The sequence below is a fragment of the Streptomyces sp. NPDC016309 genome, from assembly GCF_043077235.1.
Lineage (GTDB): Bacteria > Actinomycetota > Actinomycetes > Streptomycetales > Streptomycetaceae > Streptomyces.
The window spans coordinates 439481-459394 of the sequence record NZ_JBIBSG010000002.1 but is presented as its reverse complement, the minus strand read 5'-3'; the positions used below and the strand labels follow the sequence as shown (position 1 = coordinate 459394).

The window sequence follows — 19914 nt, the reverse complement described above, 5'->3', positions numbered from 1 at the left end:
GTTCACCGGGTCTTCGAGGCGCGGGGCAGGCGGTCGAGAGAGGCTTCGACGCTTTCCAGGAGGGATGCCCAGGCCTCTTCGAACGCCCGGACGCCCTGATCCTCCAGGAGCTGGACGACCTCGTCGTAGTCGATGCCGAGTTCCGCCAGGCCGGCCAGGACGCGGGCCGCGTGCTCGTAGTTGCCGCGTACGGTCTCGGTCGGGACGTCACCGTGGTCGGCGACGGCTCCGAGGGTCTGGGGAGGCAAGGTGTTGACCGTGCCGGGGGTGACCAGACCGCCGACGTACAGGGTGTCCGGGTAGGCCGGGTTCTTGGTGCTGGTGGAGGTCCACAGCATCCGCTGGACATTGGCGCCGGCCGCCCGCAGTGCCTGCCAGCGCGGCGAGCGCACGATCTCCTCATGGGCCCGGAACGCGAGCCGTGCGTTGGCGAGGCCGGCTTCGCCCCGCAGTTCCAGTGCCCGGGCGCTGCCGATCTTCTCCAGGCGCGGGTCGACCTCGGTGTCCATCCGCGAGACGAAGAAGGAGGCCACCGATTCGATGGTGGACAGGTCCCGGCCGTCGTCCAGCGCCGCTTCGAGGCCGGTCAGGTAGGCGTCGGCCACGGCTCGGTAGCGGTCGATGGAGAAGATGAGGGTGACGTTGACGCTGATGCCCTCGGCGATCGCCGCGCTGATGGCGGGCAGTCCCGCGGGGGTGGCGGGGATCTTGATGAGCAGGTTGGGGCGGTCGACGGTCCACCACAGGTGACGGGCCTCCGCGAGGGTCGCCTCGGTGTCGTGGGCGAAGCGCGGGTCGACCTCGAGGGAGATGCGCCCGTCGTGCCCGTCGGTCCGCTGGTACACGGGCCGGAGGAGGTCGGCGGCGGCGCGCACGTCCGCCGTGGTCAGAGTGCGGACGGCCTCCTCGGCGGTGACGCCGCGCAGCGCCAGGTCGCGCAGGTCGTCGTCGTAGGCGGTGGTCCCGCCGGCGATGGCCTGGTGAAAGATGGAGGGGTTGGTGGTGACACCGACGACTTCCTGGTCGCGGATGGCCGTGGCGAGGCCGTCGCCGGTGAGGCGCTCGCGGCTGAGGTGGTCCAGCCAGATGGAGACGCCGTGGTCGCTGAGCTGCCGTAAGGGTCCTGCCATGGGGGGTTACGACTCCTTGTGTTGTCAGGCCTTGATCGCGGCGCCGGCGTCGACGGGCAGCGTGGCGCCGGTGACGTAACGGGCCTCGTCGGAGGCCAGCCAGAGCACGGCGTTGCTGATGTCGACGGACTCCACCCAGGGCACCGGGATGACGCTCAGCTCGGTGGCGGCCGCGGCGAACTCCTCCCGGGAGGGGTTCTCGACGTCGGGCAGCAGGAGGCGGCGTCCGGTGACGTTCTGGACCATGTCGGTGTCCACGTTGCCGGGGTGGATGCTGTTGACCCGGATGAAGTAGGGGGCCAGTTCGTTGGCCAGGGACCGCATGAGTCCCACCAGGCCGTGCTTGGACGCGGCGTAGTGCGACATGTTGGGCCGGCCGAGGGTTCCGGCGACGGAGTTGGTGAAGATGATGGAGCCACCGCGGTCGGCGGCGATCATGTGCGGGACGGCGGCGCGGATGGTGTGCCAGGCGCCGGTCAGGTTGACGTCGATCATGTCGCGCCACTGCTTCTCGGTGAGCTCCCAGGAGCGGCCCAGCGAGCCGATGCCGGCGTTGGCGCACACCACGTCGATGTGCCCGAACTCCTCCAGTCCGGCGGCGACCAGGGCTTCGACCTGGTCGAGCTCCCGGACGTCGGCGCCGAAGGTGAGTATCCTGCCGCCTTCCTTCTCCACCAGGCGGCGGGTCTCCTCCAGGTCCTTGGACGTGGCCAGGGAGTAGTGGGTGCTGCCGATCTCCTCACAGATGTCCGAGGCGATGATGTGCGCGCCCTCCTGGGCGAGCCGGATGGCGTGCGAGCGTCCCTGGCCGCGGGCGGCTCCGGTGATCAGGGCGACCTTGCCCTCTACGCGTCCCATGTGCGTGTCTTCCTTGTCCGTGGCAGAGCGGATGGTGTGGGAGGTGGCGGAGTACGTCCGTGCGGGAGTACGTCCGTGCGGGTGCGGCGCCGTCAGGAGGCGCGTGCGCCGACCGAACGCGTCTCGTCGGCGCGGTGGCGCAGGGCGCGCACGGCGGCGCCGGGGTCGCTGCCCGCGTAGACGGCCGAGCCCGCGACGAAGGAGTCGGCGCCGGCTTCGGCGCACCGCGCGATGGTGTTCTCGTTGACGCCGCCGTCGACCTGGAGCCACAGGGGGATGTCGCGGCCGCCGAAGCGGCGGAGCTGGTCGATGAGCCGACGGGCCTCGCGGACCTTGTCCAGCGTGAAGTCCAGGAACGGCTGGCTGCCGAAGCCCGGCTCCACGGTCATGATGAGCAGGGTGTCGGCCTCGGCCAGCAGCCCCTCGTACGGCTGGAGGGAGGTGGCGGGATTGAGCGCCAGCCCCGCCTGGGCGCCGGCGGCGCGGATGGCCCGGAGTGTGCGCACGGGGGAATGGGTGGCCTCGGCGTGGATGGTGACGCTGCCCGCGCCCGCCTCCGCGTAGTCCGGTGCCCACCGGTCCGGGTCGGCCACGCCCAAATGGATGTCGAGAGGAATACGGACTTTCTTCACCAGGGATTCCACGACGGGTAACCCGACCGTGAGGTTGGGCACGAAGTGGTTGTCCATGACGTCCACGTGGAGCAGATCGGCGTCATCGGCGACCGCGTCCGCCTCTTCGGCGAGGCGGGTGAAATCGGCGGCCAATATGCTGGGGGAAATGCGAATGCTCATACGGGCTCTCCGTCGATGGTGAGGGTTATGCCTTCGGGCTGGACCTCGAAGTCGATGACGCCGACGCCGTCCGCGATGACGTGCGCCCCCGTGAGTTCATCGAGCTCGTGCCGGAACCGCACGGCCACGACCGTCATGCCGGCGTCCCTGGCGGCGTTGATGCCGATCGGGGAATCGTCGATGCCGACGACCGCGGCGGGCTCGAAACCCAGCTTCTGGGCGGCGAGGAGGAAACCCTCGGGGTGCGGTTTGGGGTGGACCACGTGGTCCGCGCTCACGATCACTTCGGGGACGGGCAGTCCGGCGCTGCGCAGTCGGGCCTGGGCCACCTCGGTGTCGTTGGAGGTCACGATGCCCCAGCGCTCCGGGGGCAGCGCGGCCAGCACGTCCGCGGCGCCGGGCAGCGCGACGACCTTGGCTACCCTGGCCCGTTCGGCCAGACGCACGTTCTCGGCGTGTTCCTCGATCTCCTGCTGCGTCAGGTGGGGCAGGAGGGTCCGGATGATGTCCGCGCGCTTCTGCCCGTAAAAGGGGGCGAGGTCGAAGCTGTCGCCGAGGCCGACGGATTCGGCCCATTCGTTCCAGCAGTCCTCGGCATCGGGATAGGAGTCGACCAGTGTGCCATCCAGGTCGAAAAGGATGGCGTCGTGCAGTACTGCCATGTACTCGCCTTTCCAGCGGAGTTCTTGTGGCTGGATGAATCACCCTACAGGCGTCAACCGGCGCGGCGTGGATGCAGCGGCCACGTATCGGCCGTTCGTGATTGACCTCCACCGACCCACTCGCCTGCGATGATCACTCAGCGTGAAACTCCGGCGCCCGTTATGCCCTGTTCTGGAATGGCGATTTTCCTTCTTTTCTCAAAAATACCGCCCGTCAGGAATAACTCGGGAACGGGGAGTTGCGCGGCCCTGAAATTCTGATGCCCCGCACGGCGGCATTGCGGCCCGGCAGGCCCCTTCTCCACGAGGGCGGCGACCCCCGGGCGGCGGCGGGCCTCCGGTCGCCGCATCCGCCGGCTCCGGCACCGCTCCCCGCCCCACACCCTTTCGGCCATGGCCGGCGCGGCGCCCGGGACCGTCGTGAGGGCGTCGGCACGACGGACAAGCGCTACTTCACGCCTCTTTTCCCCGTACACAGGGAGCGGGAGTCCGCGACCACCGGACCGGGGCATCACCCCCGGCTCCCCCGGCTTCCGTCCGAACGCCCCCGGTCGCGCCTCGCACGGACCGCCCAAATGGCTCGTAACCCGGCATATGCCATCGCGTTATGTGTATGGCTCTCGCCACTGCGGCGGTCAGAAAGACCGCGAATCTGCCTTGTTGTCACATTTCTCGCGCGGGGAAGGACCTCGTTGTGCATCTGACGCTTTGGCTTCTGCTGGCCTGCGGATCGGCCTGCACGGCACTCTCGATCTTCATGCCGTCACCGACCTCCAGGATGCGGACGGTCGACATCGTCGAGCTGCGACGCCGTCGTCGCCTCTTCGAGACGCTCGCGGCCAACACCCGCACCACGTTCGACCTCCATCCCCCCTCGCCGGCCCCGGTGGCCGACGATGCGGCGACGCCGTGAGCGGCGCACGGCCCGCCGCCCCTGCGGGCGGGCGCTCCGGCCAACGGCAGGGGCCCTGAGGACCTCGGTCCTCAGGGCCCCGTGGCACCCGCGCCGGTGCGGCGGCAGCGCTCCGGTTCAGTGGGTGGTGAGCATGCCTTCCCGCAGTCGCTTCAGCGTGCGGGACAGAAGACGGGAGACATGCATCTGCGAGCAGCCCAGGCGCTCGCCGATCTGGGACTGGGTGAGCTCCTCGACGAAGCGCATGTGGATGATCTGCCGGTCCCGGTCGTCCAGCTCGGCGAGCAGCGGGGCCAGGGCGTGGAAGTCCTCGACGAGTTCCATCGCCGGGTCCTCGGCGCCGATGAAGTTGGCGAGGGCCGCCTCACCGTCGTCGCTGTCGCTGTTGATGGTGGCGTCCAGCGAGCTGGAGTTGTACCCGTTGGAGGCCAGACGGGCCTCGATGACCTCCTCCTCCGTGAGGTTCATCAGCGTGGCCAGTTCCTTGACCGTGGGCGTGCGGCCCAGGCGGGTGCGCAGTTCCTCAGTGGCGCGGGCCAGTTCCACCCGGGCTTCCTGGAGGCGGCGCGGGACGTGCACGGCCCAGGAGGTGTCGCGGAAGAAGCGCTTGATCTCACCGACGATGTACGGCACGGCGAAGGTCGTGAACTCCACCTCGCGCGTCAGCTCGAACCGGTCGATCGCCTTGATCAGGCCGATCATGCCGACCTGGACGATGTCCTCCATCTCGTCCGCGCCCCGGCTCCGGAACCGGCCGGCCGCGTACCGGACGAGCGACATGTTCATCTCGATCAGCGTGTTGCGGACGTCCTGGTACGCGGCGGTGCCCTCCTCCAGCACGGCGAGCTGGTCGAAGAACACCTTGGACAGGGCCCGGGCGTCCTTCGGGGCCACCTGCCGCGGGTTGGCGATCTCGGGCAGGGCCGCGGCCGCGGGGCGGCTCTCAGTGGGCGCCGCCTGCTGAGTCGTCGTCATCACCGTCATGCTTCTTCCCTCCCATACCGTCGACTCACGCCGTCGTCCCCCGACAAGCCGATGGGCCGCGCCTACCCGCCGCTCACACGCTCATGCCTGCGAATGTGTCCCTTTTTCACCGGCCTATCGGAAACCGGTCGGCCCTCACTGGATCCGGGCGGTGAACCCGGGTGCGCCGTGGGCCGCTTCGGGGCCGTCATGAGAGCGGCCGCGGAGCGGGACGGCGGTCCGCCGCGACGGCTCAGCCGGCCGCCAGCGTCGCCTCCGCGTTGTCGAGGAGCATCTCCAGGGCCGTGGGATAGGCGCTGGCGTTCATCCGGGCCACCAGCAGCGGCGCCGTGGCCGCGATGTTCGGGTGGGTGCCGGCGGGCAGCCGGGCGTACGTGGCGCGCCACACCGCCTGGTCGGCCGCCCGGGCCCGCTCCGGCAGCGCCAGGCCGGCGGCGTCGAGCGCGGCGAACGCCAGGGTCTGGTCGATGAAGGCGTGGTAGACGCGCACCACTTCGGGGTCGGGCAGCCCCGTGGACCGCAGCACGCCGAGGATGGCCTCATCCGTGGCGATCTCGTTGGCCCGGCCGCTGACCCGGCTGGCGGTGAGGACGGCCGCCTCCGGATGGGCGAGGTAGGCGGTGTAGATGCGCAGGCCGAGTTCGCGCAGGTCGGCGCGCCAGTCGCCGGTGGCCCGCCAGCCTCGCATCGCGCGGCCGATCAGCTCGTCGCCGATGGCCAGGGTCAGGTCGTCGGTGCCGCGGAAGTAGCGGTACAGGGTGCTCGGGTCCGCGCCGAGCGCCGCGCCCAGGCGCCGTACCGTCAGGCCCTCCCGGCCGTGCTCGTGCAGCAGCCGCAGGGCGGTCTCGACGATCAGCCCCGCCGAGAGGACCACGCCCTGCTTGGTCGGTTTCCTCCGCCGCCGGTCCGCCTCCGGCACCACTTTCTTCGCCACCGGGTACCTCCTCCGCTCCCGTCGAGCTTATGCCAACGCCCTTGACGTTGCTTTCGGTGGGCCCGTTTCATGACGCCTCCCGGCTTCGGCCACCCTCGACGAAAGGCTCCTCCGCCATGCGCATTCTGCTTGTGGGCGCCGGTGGCGTGGGCACCGCGATCACCCGGATCGCGGCCCGCCGCTCCTTCTTCGACCACATGGTCGTCGCCGACTACGACCCGGCCCGCGCCGACGCGGCGGTCGCCGCGCTCGGCGACGGGGAGACCCGGTTCAGCGCGGCACGCGTCGACGCCTCGGACCAGGAGGCCGTCGCCGCCCTCCTCGCCGCCGAGCGGTGCGACGTCCTGCTGAACGCCACCGACCCGCGCTTCGTGATGCCGCTGTTCGAGGCCGCGCTGGCCGCCGGGGCGCACTACCTCGACATGGCGATGTCCCTGTCCTCCCCGCACCGGGCGCGCCCGTACGAGGAGTGCGGTACGAAGCTGGGCGACGCGCAGTTCGCGCGCGCCGCCGCGTGGGAGGGGAGCGGTCGCCTCGCGCTCGTCGGCATGGGCGTCGAGCCGGGCCTCTCCGACGTCTTCGCGCGCTACGCCGCCGAGGAGCTGTTCGACGAGATCGACGAGATCGGGGTACGGGACGGCGCGAACCTCACCGTCGACGGATACGACTTCGCCCCGTCGTTCTCCATCTGGACCACCATCGAGGAGTGCCTGAACCCTCCGGTCGTCTGGGAGAAGGACCGCGGCTGGTACACCACCGCGCCCTTCAGCGAGCCTGAGGTGTTCGACTTCCCCGAGGGCATCGGCCCGGTGGAGTGCGTGAACGTCGAGCACGAGGAGGTGCTGCTCATCCCCCGCTGGGTGGACGCCCGGCGGGTCACCTTCAAGTACGGGCTGGGCAACGAGTTCATCGAGACCCTCAAGACCCTGCACAAACTCGGCCTGGACCGCACCGGGAAGGTGCGGCTGCCCGATGGGTCCGAGGTCTCCCCGCGTGACGTGGTCGCGGCGTGCCTGCCCGACCCGGCGACGCTCGGCGACCGCATGCACGGCAAGACCTGCGCCGGCACCTGGGTGAAGGGCGTCAAGGACGGGAAGCCCCGCGAGGTCTACCTGTACCACGTGGTGGACAACCAGTGGTCGATGAGCGAGTACGGCTCACAGGCGGTCGTCTGGCAGACCGCCGTCAACCCGGTCGTCGCCCTGGAGCTGGTGGCGAACGGCGCGTGGCTCGGGGCCGGGATCCTCGGCCCGGAGGCCTTCGACCCGCGCCCCTTCCTGGACCTGCTGACCGCGTACGGCTCCCCCTGGGGCGTACGCGAGTAGGCACACCCGTCCGCGCGGCGCGCCGCCCGAGGGGCTCCCGCTCCCGCGGCGCGCCGGTCCGGGGCCGTCACGTGCTCCGCGTACTCCCGCTGAGGATCATTCCACCAGGCGTCGACCACACCCCGGAAGCGAGGGAAGATGAAGGACGAGGACACGGACACGGGCGCGGATCCGCCCGCCGGTCTCAAGGCCGGTGCGATCGGTTTCACCGACGCGCTCGTCATCGGACTCAACTCCACCTCCCCCGCCTACTCCCTGGCGGCGGTCATCGGCCCGATCGTCGCGCTCGTCGGCGTCCACGCCCCGGGCGTCCTGGTCGCGTCCTTCGTGCCGATGCTGCTGATCGCGTCGGCGTTCTACTACCTCAACAAGGTGGACCCGGACTGCGGCACGACCTTCTCCTGGGTGACCCGGGCGATGGGGCCGTGGGCCGGGTGGCTCGCCGGCTGGGCGGTGGCGATGACGGGTGTGCTGGTCGTGGGGTCGCTCGCCGACGTGGCGGTGACCTTCGGTCTGCTCACCGTCGGCCTGGACGGCGCGGCCGGGAACGACGCCGTACGCCAAGGTCTGTCCGTGCTGCTCATCCTGGTGATGACGGCGGTGTGCGTCATCGGCACCGAGGTCTCGGCCAAGGTGCAGAACGTGCTCATCCTCGCGCAGGTCGCCTGCCTGCTGGTGTTCGCGGTCGTGGCGCTGTACCGCGTGTACGCCGGGAGCGCGGCGCCCGGGTCGGCCACCCCCGCGGCGGCCTGGCTGAACCCGTTCGGCGCCGGGGGCGCGGCGCTGACGGGCGGGCTGCTGCTGGGCGTCTTCACCTACTGGGGCTGGGAGTCGGCGGTCAACCTGACCGAGGAGGTCAAGGACCCCACCAGCGCGCCGGGCCGGGCGGGCGTGTGGTCGACCGTCGTGCTGCTGGTGACGTACGTGTCGGTCGCGTTCGCCGTGGTGGCCTATGCCGGAACGGCCTTCCTCGTCGAGAACGCCGGCGAGGAGGAGTACGTCTTCGGCCTGCTCGCCGAGGACGTGATGGGCGGGTGGGACTGGATCGTGCTGCTGGCCGTCTCCACCTCCGCGGTGGCGTCCACCCAGACCACGATCATCCCGGCCTCCCGTACGGTGCTGTCCATGGCCCGCCGGGGGGCGCTGCCCGGCCGGCTCGCCCGCGTCCACCCCCGGTTCCGCACCCCGCACACCAGCACCTGGTGGGTCGCGGCCGTGGCCATCGCCTGGTACCTGGTGGTCAACCGGATCAGCGCCAACGCCCTGTTCGACTCGCTGACGGCCCTGTCCCTGCTCATCGCCTTCTACTACGCGCTCACCGGCGTGGCCTGCGCGGTCTATTACCGGCGCCGTCTGACGGAGAGCGTCCGGGGCTTCCTGTTCATCGGCGCGGGGCCGGTCGTCGGCTCGCTGCTGCTGGTGTGGCTGCTGGCCGAGGCGGTCATCGACATGGCGGAACCCGAGAAGAGCTACAGCGGCACCGACTGGTTCGGTCTCGGCCCGCCGCTCGTCATCGCGCTGGGCATCCTGGTCACCGGCGTGCTGGTGATGCTGGTGTGGCGCCGGGTCTCGGGCGTGTACTGGCGCGAGCGCCCCGGCGTGGCCGCTCCGGAGGACGGGCACCGGGCCCGGCCGGCCCGGGGCCGGAACGGGTGACGTGCCCGCCGCCGTAAGAGCGGGTGGGGAGCTCCGGCGGTCGCGGCGGCGGGGCGGCGGGGCGGCGGCGTCGCGCCGGTCCCGCGAGCGCTTGCCAAAATAAGACGACCGGTCTATTTTTTCGGCATGGGACAGAAGGGCGAGGAGACCCGCGGCAAACTCCTGGACGCCACGCAGCACCTCATCGAGGCGGGCGGGTATCACCACGCGGGGCTCAACCAGGTCGTCGCCGCGAGCGGCGCCCCGAAGGGGTCGCTGTACTTCCACTTCCCCGGCGGCAAGGACCAGTTGGTCGAGGAAGCCGTCCGCCGGGGTGGCGAGGAGGTCTCGGCGCTCCTGGCCGGCCTGGAGCACGACTCCGGCGCGGCCGGTACGGCGGAGACGCTCGCCGCGCTCCTGAAGGTCCTCGGCGACCGGCTGGAGGCGTCGGACTGGCACAAGGGGTGCCCGGTGGCGACCGTCGCCCTGGAGATGGCCGCCGGCAACCCCGCGCTCCAGCGGGCCTGTTCCGAGGTGTACGGCTCGTGGGAGGCGACCTTGACCGAGCGGCTCGCCGCCGACGGCCATGCTTCCCCGGAGACGGCCGCCACGGCCGTCCTCGCCCTGATCGAGGGGGCGTTGCTGCTGGCGAGGGCCCATCGCAGCCGCGACCCGCTGGAACGGGCGGCCCGCGCGCTCACCCTGTTGACCTGACCCCCCGCTCCCCCGCCCACCTTCGGGTGGGCGTTTTCCGGACCCAAAAATATATAGATCGGTCTACTGAAAGTGAGTGAGCCATGTCCTCCTCCGCCGACACCCTCGTCCTCGGAGCCTCCGGCTTCGTCGGACGCGCACTCGTCGCCGAACTGCTCCGCCGGGGACGGCGGGTGGCCGCCGCCGTACGCGGGTCCGCCGAGCCGCTGGTGGAAGCACTGGCCCGTGCGGGCGCGGACACCGGCGCCCTGACCGTCGTCCGCGTCGATCTCACCCGCCCCGGCCTCGGCCTCGCGCCCGACGCCCTGCCCGCCGTCCGGGACGTGTACAACTGCGCCGCCCGCTTCGCCTTCGGCCTCGGTGCCGACGAGGCGCGGGCCGTGAACGTCACCGGCGCGGTCAACGCCGTCGAGTGGACCGCGGCACGGCCCGCCCCGCGCCGACTCGTGCACCTCAGCGGCTACCGCGTGGGCGCCCCCGGCGGTGAGGAGGACTACGACCGGCTGGGCGCCTACGAGGCGTCAAAGCGGGAGGGCGACGCGGCGGTCCGCCGCCGCGCCGCGGAACTGGGCGTTCCCCTCACCGTGGCGAACCCCGCCAGCGTGGTGGGCCCCGGCCAGTACATCGGGCTGGCCTCCCTGGTGGACGACCTGTGGCACGGCCGGATGCCCGCCGTCCCCGGCACGCCGGCCACCTTCCTGCCGGTCGTGGCCCTCGACCATGTCGCGCGGTTCCTCGCCGCCCTGCCCGAGGACCCGGACGCCGCCGGGCGGGACTACTGGATCCTCGACGACTCGACCCCCGAACTCCCCGCGCTGCTCCGGCTCGTCGCCGAGCACACCGGGGTGCGCGCGCCGCGCCGCCACGTCCCCGTGCCGCTGCTGCGGCGGCTGCCGCGCGCCCTGACGGGTGCCGACCCCGAGACGTTCTCGTTCCTGTCCGCCGACCGCTACCCGACCGGCCCGGCGGACGCCTTCGCCCGCAGCCACGGCCTGGCCGCGCCGCCGGTCGGGGAGGTGCTGCGCACCTGGGCCGACCACCTCGTCGCGACCCGCTTCGGCAGGGGCGTCGCACCGGCGGGGCCGTACGGCTACCAGGGTGTCGCGGGCAGCCGCACCTGGATCGCCGGAGACCGGCGAATGCCGGCGCACGTGCTGCTGCACGGCCTTCCGCTGGACGCCGAGTCGTGGACCCCGGTGTCCGCGCGCCTGGGCGCTCCTACGCTCGCCGCCGACCTGCCCGGCCTGGGCCGGTCCGGTCCGGCGGACACCGATCTGGAGCACTGGCTCACCGAACTGCTGGAGCCGGTGACGAGCCGTCCGCTCCTCACGGCGCACTCCCTCGCCTGTGGGCCCGCCGTACGCTACGCGCGACGCCACCCGGAGCGGATCGGCGGACTGGTCCTCGTCGCCCCGGCGTTCCTCCAGGACGCGCCGCGCCGGTGGGTGCGCGACCTGATGACCCCAATGGCCCTGCGCCGGGTGTCCGCGGCCCGGCTCGCCTCCCGTCTCGGCGTCCCCGCGGGCCCCGCGCTCGACAGCGCGGCGGCGGCCCTGCACCGGCCGGGCACCGCCCGGCGCACCATGGCCGCACTGCGGGCGGGCCGCCGTCAGCAGGGCGCGCTGCGGCGGGAGCTGGCCGGTGTTCGGGTGCCCGTCACTGTCGTGACCGGCGCCGCGGACCCCCTGGCGTGCGGTCTTCCGGCCGCCGGCGGGGCGGTCCACCTCACCGTCCCCGGCGCCGGGCACTATCCGCAGCTGACCCACCCCGAGGAGGTGGCCCGCATCCTCCTGGACGCGTCCGGCGCACCGGCGCCCGGCGCCCCCGCCCGGCGCACCGGGCGGGATCCGGAACACACTCCCTAGGAGCGTCCGCACGCACTCCCCAGGAGTGTCCGCACGGTCCGGTTCCGGTCAGGCGTCCCACGTGACGGGGAGGCTCTTCACCCCGTGGATGTCCGCGGCCTCCGGGCGCAGGGCGACGTCCTCGGCCGGTACGGCCAGGCGAAGGGTGGGGAAGCGCTGGAGCAGCCGGGAGAGCGCGACCCGCATCTCGACGCGGGCGAGTTGCTGGCCGAGGCACAGGTGGATGCCGTGGCCGAAGGCCAGGTGCCCGCCTTCCCGCCGGTGGATGTCGAGGGCGTGGGGGTCGGTGAAGCGCTCGGGGTCGCGGTTGGCGGTGTGGTACGACAGGACGACCGTCGTCCCGGCCTCGATGGTGTGGCCGCCCACCTCGACGTCCACCAATGCGGTCCGCATGAACGACTTGGCGACGCTCAGGTACCGCAGCAGTTCCTCCACGGCCCCGTCGATGAGCGTGGGATCGGCGCGCAGCGCGGCCAGTTGCGCGGGGTGCTGGAGCAGCGCGAAGGTGCCCAGCGACAGCATGTTCGCCGTGGTGTCGAACCCTGCCGCCAGCAGGATCAGGCTGATTCCCTGGAGTTCCTCGTCGGTCAGGTCGCTGTCGGTGAGTTCGCTGAGCACGTCGTCGGTGGGGTTCGCCCGCTTGGCGGCCACCAGCTCCGCGAGGTAGTTCTGGGTGGCGGTGTAGGCCGCGACCAGGTCCTCGTCGCTCGTCTCGCCGTTCATGAACGCGTCGATCTGCTCCTGGAAGGACTCCCGGTCCTCGTAGGGGACGCCCAGGAGCTCGCAGATGACGATGGTGGGTATGGGCTTGGCGAACGCGGTCACCAGGTCGGTGGGCGGCCCGGCCTCCTCCATGGCGTCCAGGCAGTCGGTGGTGATCTGCTCGATCCGCTCGGTGAGCAGCCGCATCCGCCGTGCGGTGAACTTGCCCACCAGCGGCTTGCGGTACCGGCTGTGCCGGGGTTCGTCCATGAGCAGGAACTCGCCCGGCGGCGCCGGGGGGAGTTCGAAGTCGACCACGTTCAGCAGTTCTTTGCGGGAGCTGAACCGCGGGTCGGCCAGGACGGACCTGACGAGGTCGTGTCCGGTGATCAGCCGGCCGGGCTTCCCGCCGGGGTGGGTGTAGCGGCTGATCGGGCCGTGCCGCCCGGCGTCGACCAGCTCCGCCGGCGGGTCGAAGGGGCAGCCGGGTCGTCGCTCCGTCGGCAGCGACGTGACGGTGTGGAGGGATTCGCTCATGACTGTTCCTCACCTCGTTGCGCCACTCGTTGACGCACCCCGAAAGCTACGTTGCGTTCACTATTCGGTCAACGGACTTGTGGGCGTAACCCCAGTTCAGAGCCGGTTATTTGAAGCAATGACACTGCGGGTGAAGGCAACGAGAGGAACCAGCGTTGCAATGCACGGGAGCCGCCGGGACGCGACGGGGCGGGGTCGGGTTCTCAGCCGCACTGCCAGGTGAGAAGGGCCCGCTCGAAGCGGCGTTCGGCCAGGTCCTCGGGGCGTATGAGCCAGTAGAGGGCACCGCAGTCGCCCCACATCATGTCGGCGTCGTCGTCCGAGTCGAACTGGGCGAGCAGCACCCAGCGGAGAGCCTCCTCGCCGATGCGCGGGTCGTCCCACGGCGGGCCGCCCAGGGCCCCGCGGGCGACCTCGAGCTCCACCGCGTCCTGCACCGGGGTCGCATGGCCGCCTATCCGGTGCTCCGTGCCTCCGGTGTGGTCCCACAGCGCGTCCTCGAAGGCCCCGCCCCACAGCGGGTGGCCGTCCCGCTCCGGACCGAACTCGCGGTGCACCACGGGATGCCGCAGGTACGGGGCGGTCGGCTCCACCCGGGCCGTCAGCTCCACCTCGGGGTACGGTTCGAGCTCCCCGGGCACGGGCCGCTCGGCGACCGGGACGCCCGCCGGCACGTACAGCACGCGCGCGCCCGCCCAGGTGTCGGGTTCGTCGGGGGTGACCACCGCCTCCCCGTCGTCCAGTTGCCCGTCGAAGTAGAAGAAGAGCAGCGTGCCTCCGGCCGGCAGCGCCACGTCGAGGGCGGCGGACGGGAGCGCGGCGCAGTCGAGCGCGGCGACGAAGGAGAGCGGTCCGTGCCCCTCCCACTGGGGCCACTCCTCGCCCTCCGGCAACCGCGGCAGCCCGCCGAGCCGTCCGACGACCGCGCCCGGACCCGCTCCCGGAGCCGGACCTGAACCCGGACCCGGAATCCCCGACGGTCCCGGTCCCGGTCCCGAGCTCTTCTCCAGCCGGATGCTCGGCCGCAGCAGGCCTGTCCAGCGCTCGGCGATCTCGCCGGGCAGGTGTTCACGGGCGAGTCGGCTCAACGCGTCGGTGGTGCCTTGTGTCATGGCACCGATGATGCACTGCCCCACTGTCAACCGGCCCACCGGCGTGGAGCCCGCCCGTGCGATTAAGGTGTCGCCGGGGCGGACGCGACCGGGCGTGACCGGGGCCGGAGTTGGGCCTGCCGCCCCACACGATCCGGGGGAGACACCATGCAGCCCGCAGCACGCTCCGTACGCGCCGTCAACCGGCTCACCGCGCGGTGGGCGGCGGGCGGTGGTGCGGCCCCGGAAGGTGCCGCCCTGTCCGCCGCGACGCTCTGGCCGTTGCTCGGCTTCCTGGCGTCCGCCGCCGACGGACCGGCGCGTGACGAGCTGGAGGACGCGGTGGGGCTGCCGGCGGCCGAGGCGGCCGGAGCCGCGCGGTGCTTCATCGAGGCCCTGGGGTCGCTCCGCGGCACGCGGACGGCACTGGGACTGTGGACCCGGGCCGGCTTCCCGCTGGACGCGGCCTGGACGGCGGGGCTGCCGGCCGGTACGCACGGTACGTTCCTCGGCGATCAGGCGGCCGACCGGGAGCGCCTCGACGCCTGGGTCGCCGAGGCCACCGGCGGCCTGGTCAGCGACATGCCCGTGCGGATCGAGAAGGACACCGAGCTGGTGCTGGCGGCGGCCCAGACGCTGCGGACCCGCTGGCTCCGGCCGTTCGTCGAGACAGTGGTGGAGTGCGACACCGGTCCGTGGCGGGGACGCGCCCTCCGCGGACTGTGCCGGACCACCTCGGTCCTGGACCGGGTGGCCGTGGCGGACACCCTGGACGGTCCCCTGACCGTGCTCAAGGTGCTCGGCACCACCGACGTCGACGTGCACCTGTGCATGGGTGCCGACGGCATGCCGCCCGACCGGGTCCTGTGCCACGGGATCGGCACGCTCACCGGCGCCGGCTCACCGGTGCCCGGCGACCGGCTCGCCGATGGCGCGCCGGGCCCGGGCGTCCTGGTGTACACGCAGCGCCGGCAGACCCCCGAGCCCGAACTCCAGGTCCTGACCGTGCCGTTCCGCGTCGAGGCGCGCCACGACCTGCTGCGACGGCCCGCCCCGTTCGGTCTGTCGACGGCTTCGGACCCGAGCCGTGGCCACTTCCCCGGCATCGGGCCCGAGCCGTTGGCGGTCGGCACGGCCGGCCACACCGCCCTCGCCGTCTTCGACGCCGAGGGCTTCGAAGCGGCCTCCGTGACGGCCCTGGGAGCCGTGGCCGGGGGTGCGCCCCGGCCCCCTCGGTACTCGGTCCGGGTCGTCGAGGTCACCTTCGACCGGCCCTTCGCCTTCCTGGCCGTCCACCGCACCTCGCGCCTGGTACTGAGCGCCGGCTGGGTGGTGGACCCGCTCCCGTTCACCGGGTTCGGCGAGCACGGCGACGACTCCTGGGACGAGGACGACCACTGACGGCCGGCACACCGGGCCCGCCGGCCCGCCCCGGAACCACGGGGGCCGGTGGTCGGTGGTGCTGAGCGGTGACGTACCGCCCCGGTGACGTACCGCCGGCCTCACAGAGGGACGCCACGGATCGTCGTAAGGGACGTCAGGAGCGAGAGACCACGTCCGAAGGAGCCGGTGTCACCATGCCCCACCCGTCCGAGCCCGCGTCCGCGTCCGAGCCCGCGTGCGAATCCCGGCCCGCGTGCGAGTCCCGGCCCGGGTCCGGGTCCGGCCCCGCGTCCCCGTCCGGTTCCGAGCGGGCACGCGGCGGCCGTTCCGAACCGGAGCTCAGCGTGCTCATGGCCGAGCGGCGTCATCTGACCAACCTCGCGTACCGGCTGACCGGATCGCTCGCCGATGCCGAGGACGTGGTCCAGGAGACCTTCGCACGCTGGTACGCGAGGTCACCGGAGGAGCGGCGGGCCATCGACTCGCCGGGAGCCTGGCTGACGACCGTCGCCGGACGGATCTGCCTCGACCTGCTCGGTTCGGCGCGGGTCAGACGCGAGCGTTACGTGGGGGAATGGATTCCCGAGCCGTTGCCGGACCGTACGGAGTGGATCAGCGGGCGGGCGGGGGCCGGGACCGTCGACCCGGCCGACCAGGTCACCCTCGACGAGTCGGTGACCATGGCCTTCCTCGTCGTCCTGGAGGCGATGACCCCGGCGGAGCGGGTCGCGTTCGTCCTGCACGACGTCTTCCGCTACCCCTTCCCCGAGGTGGCCGGGATCGTCGGCCGCACTCCGGCGGCGTGCCGCCAACTGGCCTCGTCCGCCCGCCGCCGGGTCGGCGCGGCCACGCCCGGCCCGGCCGTGACGGGCGGGCACGCCGATGTCGTCCGGGCGTTCAAGCGAGCCTGGGAAGCACGGGACGTCGACGCCCTCATCGGCCTGCTGGCCCCCGACGCCACGGCGACCGGGGACGGCGGCGGCCTCGTGACGGCCGCGCCCCGGCCGGTCGAGGGCGCCGAACAGGTGGCCCGCTTCTTCGCCGACCGGGCGGGTGCCGCGCCCGCGGTGACGCTCGTGGAGCGCACGGTCAACGGCCGGCCCGGGCTGGTGGCCCAACTGGACGGCGTCACGGTCTCGGTGATGGCGTTCGACTTCGCGGGCGACCGGATCCGGCGGGTGTGGGCCGTGCTCAACCCGGAGAAGCTCCGCCCGTGGACGGCGGTCTGAGGGCCGGCCGGCACCGGTACGCGGACGGTGTCGCGGCCCGGCACGCACGACCGCTCAGGAGGCCACCGCTCACGCGGGCGGCCCCGCCGGTGGAGGCGGGGCAGGCTCCGTGGACGGCCAGGGCGTCCACGGAAGGGCCTCGCGCCACCCCGGGCGCCCGAAGGCCCAGTCCTGGACCACCTTGGCCACGGGTTCCAGCGAGAAGACACCGTGGTCCCGGGGGACCCGCGCCTGGAAGTGGCTGTCGGGTCCCCCGTCCCGGAACTCCACCTGGTAGCTCAGGTCGTCGTTGAGCCCGACCTGGATGTAGTGCTGGTCGGCGGGCTCCCGGTCGAGACGCCGCACGATGACGAACCGCCAGGTGAGGTTCATGTCGGCCAGCAGGTCGTGGAGACGGTCCTCCGACGGGTCGTCCCAGCTCGTCCCGTCCCATTCGATCGCGCGCAGCACCGGCTCACTCATGGGAGGAACCCTAACGGCACGGCCGGCCGGGCCGGCGCGGCCGGCCGTCCCTCTCCTCACCCCCGCACGGCGGGCGGATCGAACGTGATGCCGGCCGGCTTCGCCTTGGTGAGCAGGGAGCGGAAGGCGGTGTCCTTCAGGCCGAAGCTGGCCGAGCCGAAGTCGGCCTGGACGAGGCGGTCCCGCACGCCGGGCGGGTAGCCCTCCCAGCCGACCAGGTCGGGGTACTGCCAGGTGCCGCGGTGGTTCTCCGGCGGTTCGTCGTTCGCCGAGGCGGGCCGGAAGCAGTGCGTGCTCACCCCGTCCTTGTGATAGACGATCTTGGGGTGGCTCCCGTCCCAGCGGATCCGGTCCCGCCCGTGGACGGAGAACTTCCCGTGGGCGGACGTGGCGACGTACTGGGCGGTGCCGTCGCGGACCCAGACGACGACGTGCTCCCAGTCGTGGCGGTGCCCGCCGAGTCCGCTGCCCCAGACGGCCTGGTCCTTCTCGAAGTACAGGTCGTACATCACGGCGCACCAGCCGTCGCTGCACAGGGCGCGGGCGTACCCGTTCGTGTTGTCGAGGTCCGACGCGTCCCGGCACTGTCCGCTCACGGTGCCGGACGGCTTCAGACCGGGGGACACGGTGCCGTCCGGGCCGATGGCCGGCGTGGCGTAGCAGCCGTCCTTGTCGTAGTCGTACGCGGGCTGGAAGGCCCGTTCCAGCGCGCTCGCGTCACCGGGCAGGGCACGGGGCGGTGCGGCGTGGGCGCTGCCGGGGAAGCCGGCGAGCAGCATGACGGTGGTGGCGGCGATGACGGCGGCCCGGCGCGTTCTCGGTCTGTGGGACAAGGAAGGCCTCTCCGGAGCGACTCCATGGATGCCCCCTTGGACTATCCGTATGTCGCAGACACGTCAAGTCATGGGCCGTCCGCGTGACGGGCTCTCTCCGGAAAGCCGCTTCCCAAAAGCCGCTTTCCCGTCAGGCGTCCCCCAGGCGGCCGATCTCGGGGCGCCAGCGAGGGCCGGCGTAGTGGCCGAGGGCGTCGGTGAGCGCGGAGCGCTGCTCGGCCGTGAGGGGGCCGAGCACGCACAGGGGGACGCTGCCGTCCGCCCGGGGGCGGAGGGGGAGCGGGCCGTTCCAGCCCGCCGGACGGCCGGGGGCTTGCGCGGGGGCGTCGGGGGTGAAGCGGACATGGAGCCCGGTGCTCCGTCGGGGTACGCCCGCCCGGACGTCCTCCAGGGTGACCATGCGGACCCGGTCCCAGGCGATGGCGTGGCGGCCCGTCGGGCCGGTGGCGGTCGTGGCGGCGGACGCGTCCGTGGTGACGATGCCCTGCGGGCCGATCCGGAGGGACCAGGCGGTGGCGCGGCCGTTGCGGAGGCGCCGGCGCAGCGCGCCCGCGACGGTGGTCACGGTGGCGATCGAGAGCGCGACGACGAGCAGGAAGACCGTGCCGAGCACCGGATCGTCGTCCTCCTCGTACGCCTTGCGCAGGGCGGCGCCGTCAGGGGGGAAGTAGTCCCGGGAGAGTACGGCGGTCGCGAGGACCAGGGCCACGATCCAGGCGCACGCGAGCGCCGGTCCGTAGCGGGGACGCGGGCCGACGGTGGAGCGGTCCTTGACGCTCCAGGTGATGTCGAACGGTTCCTCGCCCGGCCGGATCGGCTCGGTGGGCGTGGGGGTGCGGGACGAGGTGGGCACGGGGGTCCGGTTGGGGGTGCCGGAGGTCGGGATGCGGCGGGTGTGGGTACCGGTGGGGGTGCGGGTCCGTTCCCCGGTGTCGCCGGCGGTGCCGGAGGTCCCCGGCGCGCCGGTCGTGGCGCGCAGGCGTCGGAGCCGGTATTCCACCGCTTCCGCCGTCGGCGGGCGGCGGGCCGGATCGCGTCGCAACAGGTCGGCGACCAGCCGGATCAGGTCCGGCGGCAGGTCGGGGCGGAACGTGCCGAGGGAGGGCGCCTCCTCGTCGAGCTTGCGGCGCATGACCGCGTAACCGTTGGGACCGGTCACGGGCGGACGGCCGGTGAGCAGGGCGAACAGGACGCTGCCGAGGGCGTACAGGTCCGAGCGTTCGTCCCCGCGTTCCGTGAGGAACTGCTCCGGCGCCCCGTACTCCGGAGTGCCCGCCGGGGCGAGCTGCTCGGAGGGGACGAGGGTGTAGGGCAGGTGGACGAAGCCGGCGATGCCGAAGTCCACCACCTTCACCCGTCCGTCCCGGGTCAGCATCACGTTGTGGGGCTTGATGTCGTAGTGGATGACACGGGCCCGGTGCGCGGCGGCGAGCGCCTCGCAGATCTGCTGGGCGACCTCCAGCGCGCGGGCCGGCTCCATGGGGCCCCGGTCACCGAGGTGCGCGGCCAGCGTGGCGCCCTCGACCCGCTCCATGACGAGGTAGAGCAGGTCCTCGTGCACCCCGAAGTCGTGCAGGGCGACCACGTTCGGGTGGTTGATCTGCGCGGCGGCCACGGCTTCCCGCTCGAAGCGGTGGGGCAGGTCCGGCGGCACCGTGGCGTCGAGCACCAGCAGTTTGACGGCCACGTCCCGGCGCAGTGTGCGGTCCCGTCCCGCCCACACGTCGCCCATGCCGCCCCGGCCGAGCCGTTCCACGAGTTCGTACCGGCCCGCCACCAGCTCGCCGCGTTGCATCCGCACCCCCGAGGACGCCGTCGTGTCGGTGATCCAGCGTAGGGGTTCCACGGTCCGGCACAAGGTGA

18 protein-coding genes are annotated in these 19914 nt (G+C 72.5%); 7 read left to right on the top strand and 11 right to left on the bottom strand.

What is annotated here, in order from left to right:
- Positions 1-2 precede the first annotated feature (2 nt).
- The 4 genes from tal to ACF068_RS06705 all read right to left on the bottom strand — a co-directional run bounded on the left by tal (position 3) and on the right by ACF068_RS06705 (position 3444).
- Positions 3-1130: a transaldolase gene (gene tal / locus ACF068_RS06720; protein ID WP_392273069.1), complete on the bottom strand. Its 1128-nt coding sequence runs from the start codon at positions 1128-1130 to the stop codon at positions 3-5.
- Positions 1131-1154: 24 nt separating this feature from the next.
- Positions 1155-1988, bottom strand: a complete 834-nt coding sequence (locus tag ACF068_RS06715; RefSeq protein WP_392273068.1) for a mycofactocin-coupled SDR family oxidoreductase — start codon at positions 1986-1988, stop codon at positions 1155-1157.
- A gap of 92 nt (positions 1989-2080) precedes the next feature.
- Entirely contained in the window at positions 2081-2782 is a 702-nt protein-coding gene (gene rpe / locus ACF068_RS06710; RefSeq protein ID WP_392273067.1) for a ribulose-phosphate 3-epimerase, read from the bottom strand.
- Positions 2779-3444 (bottom strand): HAD family hydrolase, encoded by a 666-nt coding sequence (locus ACF068_RS06705; RefSeq protein WP_392273066.1) that lies wholly within the window; start codon positions 3442-3444, stop codon positions 2779-2781. The genes rpe and ACF068_RS06705 overlap by 4 nt, the downstream gene beginning before the upstream one ends.
- Positions 3445-4138: 694 nt before the next feature.
- On the opposite strand from ACF068_RS06705, the gene ACF068_RS06700 reads away from it, so the two are divergent.
- The gene (locus ACF068_RS06700) at positions 4139-4357 is read left to right on the top strand and encodes a hypothetical protein (RefSeq protein ID WP_392273065.1); all 219 of its coding nucleotides are present in this window, start codon (positions 4139-4141) and stop codon (positions 4355-4357) included.
- A 117-nt stretch (positions 4358-4474) separates the two neighbouring features.
- On the opposite strand, the gene ACF068_RS06695 is transcribed toward ACF068_RS06700, so the two are convergent.
- Both ACF068_RS06695 and ACF068_RS06690 read right to left on the bottom strand, forming a co-directional pair.
- Positions 4475-5332, bottom strand: coding sequence for an RNA polymerase sigma factor SigF (locus tag ACF068_RS06695; RefSeq protein ID WP_392273064.1), 858 nt, complete (start codon positions 5330-5332; stop codon positions 4475-4477).
- Between the two features lie 241 nt (positions 5333-5573).
- Positions 5574-6275 carry a TetR/AcrR family transcriptional regulator gene (locus ACF068_RS06690; RefSeq protein WP_392273063.1) on the bottom strand — a complete coding sequence of 234 codons (702 nt, stop codon included), beginning with the start codon at positions 6273-6275 and terminating at the stop codon, positions 5574-5576.
- A 116-nt stretch (positions 6276-6391) separates the two neighbouring features.
- On the opposite strand from ACF068_RS06690, the gene ACF068_RS06685 reads away from it, so the two are divergent.
- The 4 genes from ACF068_RS06685 (at position 6392) to ACF068_RS06670 (ending at position 11814) form a co-directional block, all read left to right on the top strand.
- Positions 6392-7600, top strand: coding sequence for a saccharopine dehydrogenase family protein (locus ACF068_RS06685; RefSeq protein WP_392273062.1), 1209 nt, complete (start codon positions 6392-6394; stop codon positions 7598-7600).
- A gap of 138 nt (positions 7601-7738) precedes the next feature.
- Positions 7739-9256, top strand: a complete 1518-nt coding sequence (locus tag ACF068_RS06680; protein ID WP_392273061.1) for an APC family permease — start codon at positions 7739-7741, stop codon at positions 9254-9256.
- Between the two features lie 126 nt (positions 9257-9382).
- Positions 9383-9949 carry a TetR/AcrR family transcriptional regulator gene (locus tag ACF068_RS06675; protein ID WP_392273060.1) on the top strand — a complete coding sequence of 189 codons (567 nt, stop codon included), beginning with the start codon at positions 9383-9385 and terminating at the stop codon, positions 9947-9949.
- A gap of 83 nt (positions 9950-10032) precedes the next feature.
- On the top strand, positions 10033-11814 hold the full coding sequence (locus ACF068_RS06670; RefSeq protein WP_392273059.1) for an alpha/beta fold hydrolase: 1782 nt from the start codon (positions 10033-10035) through the stop codon (positions 11812-11814).
- Between the two features lie 48 nt (positions 11815-11862).
- Here ACF068_RS06670 and ACF068_RS06665 read toward each other — a convergent pair whose 3' ends face one another.
- The gene (locus ACF068_RS06665) at positions 11863-13053 is read right to left on the bottom strand and encodes a cytochrome P450 (RefSeq protein ID WP_392273058.1); all 1191 of its coding nucleotides are present in this window, start codon (positions 13051-13053) and stop codon (positions 11863-11865) included.
- Between the two features lie 203 nt (positions 13054-13256).
- Positions 13257-14165, bottom strand: a complete 909-nt coding sequence (locus tag ACF068_RS06660; RefSeq protein ID WP_392273057.1) for a YwqG family protein — start codon at positions 14163-14165, stop codon at positions 13257-13259.
- A gap of 147 nt (positions 14166-14312) precedes the next feature.
- Here ACF068_RS06660 and ACF068_RS06655 point away from each other — a divergent pair, with 147 nt between their 5' ends.
- The gene (locus ACF068_RS06655) at positions 14313-15545 is read left to right on the top strand and encodes a serpin family protein (protein WP_392273056.1); all 1233 of its coding nucleotides are present in this window, start codon (positions 14313-14315) and stop codon (positions 15543-15545) included.
- 332 nt (positions 15546-15877) lie between these two features.
- Positions 15878-16756, top strand: a complete 879-nt coding sequence (sigJ, locus tag ACF068_RS06650) for an RNA polymerase sigma factor SigJ (protein WP_392273279.1) — start codon at positions 15878-15880, stop codon at positions 16754-16756.
- A 69-nt stretch (positions 16757-16825) separates the two neighbouring features.
- Here sigJ and ACF068_RS06645 read toward each other — a convergent pair whose 3' ends face one another.
- The 3 genes from ACF068_RS06645 to ACF068_RS06635 form a co-directional block, all read right to left on the bottom strand.
- Positions 16826-17218 (bottom strand): hypothetical protein, encoded by a 393-nt coding sequence (locus ACF068_RS06645; protein ID WP_392273055.1) that lies wholly within the window; start codon positions 17216-17218, stop codon positions 16826-16828.
- A gap of 56 nt (positions 17219-17274) precedes the next feature.
- Positions 17275-17997, bottom strand: a complete 723-nt coding sequence (locus tag ACF068_RS06640) for an NPP1 family protein (protein ID WP_392273278.1) — start codon at positions 17995-17997, stop codon at positions 17275-17277.
- A gap of 184 nt (positions 17998-18181) precedes the next feature.
- Positions 18182-19897, bottom strand: coding sequence for a protein kinase (locus ACF068_RS06635; RefSeq protein ID WP_392273054.1), 1716 nt, complete (start codon positions 19895-19897; stop codon positions 18182-18184).
- Positions 19898-19914: the final 17 nt, after the last annotated feature.

Bases quoted from the DNA above. Each gene is read 5' to 3' on its own strand.
- ACF068_RS06640 (WP_392273278.1), bottom strand. From the start codon at position 17,997: ATGCTGCTCGCCGGCTTCCCCGGCAGCGCCCACGCCGCACCGCCCCGT.
- rpe (WP_392273067.1), bottom strand. From the start codon at position 2,782: ATGAGCATTCGCATTTCCCCCAGCATATTGGCCGCCGATTTCACCCGC.
- ACF068_RS06685 (WP_392273062.1), top strand. From the start codon at position 6,392: ATGCGCATTCTGCTTGTGGGCGCCGGTGGCGTGGGCACCGCGATCACC.
- ACF068_RS06655 (WP_392273056.1), top strand. From the start codon at position 14,313: ATGCAGCCCGCAGCACGCTCCGTACGCGCCGTCAACCGGCTCACCGCG.
- ACF068_RS06665 (WP_392273058.1), bottom strand. From the start codon at position 13,053: ATGAGCGAATCCCTCCACACCGTCACGTCGCTGCCGACGGAGCGACGA.
- ACF068_RS06680 (WP_392273061.1), top strand. From the start codon at position 7,739: ATGAAGGACGAGGACACGGACACGGGCGCGGATCCGCCCGCCGGTCTC.
- ACF068_RS06670 (WP_392273059.1), top strand. From the start codon at position 10,033: ATGTCCTCCTCCGCCGACACCCTCGTCCTCGGAGCCTCCGGCTTCGTC.
- ACF068_RS06675 (WP_392273060.1), top strand. From the start codon at position 9,383: ATGGGACAGAAGGGCGAGGAGACCCGCGGCAAACTCCTGGACGCCACG.
- ACF068_RS06695 (WP_392273064.1), bottom strand. From the start codon at position 5,332: ATGACGACGACTCAGCAGGCGGCGCCCACTGAGAGCCGCCCCGCGGCC.
- tal (WP_392273069.1), bottom strand. From the start codon at position 1,130: ATGGCAGGACCCTTACGGCAGCTCAGCGACCACGGCGTCTCCATCTGG.
- ACF068_RS06715 (WP_392273068.1), bottom strand. From the start codon at position 1,988: ATGGGACGCGTAGAGGGCAAGGTCGCCCTGATCACCGGAGCCGCCCGC.
- ACF068_RS06705 (WP_392273066.1), bottom strand. From the start codon at position 3,444: ATGGCAGTACTGCACGACGCCATCCTTTTCGACCTGGATGGCACACTG.
- sigJ (WP_392273279.1), top strand. From the start codon at position 15,878: ATGGCCGAGCGGCGTCATCTGACCAACCTCGCGTACCGGCTGACCGGA.
- ACF068_RS06660 (WP_392273057.1), bottom strand. From the start codon at position 14,165: ATGACACAAGGCACCACCGACGCGTTGAGCCGACTCGCCCGTGAACAC.
- ACF068_RS06645 (WP_392273055.1), bottom strand. From the start codon at position 17,218: ATGAGTGAGCCGGTGCTGCGCGCGATCGAATGGGACGGGACGAGCTGG.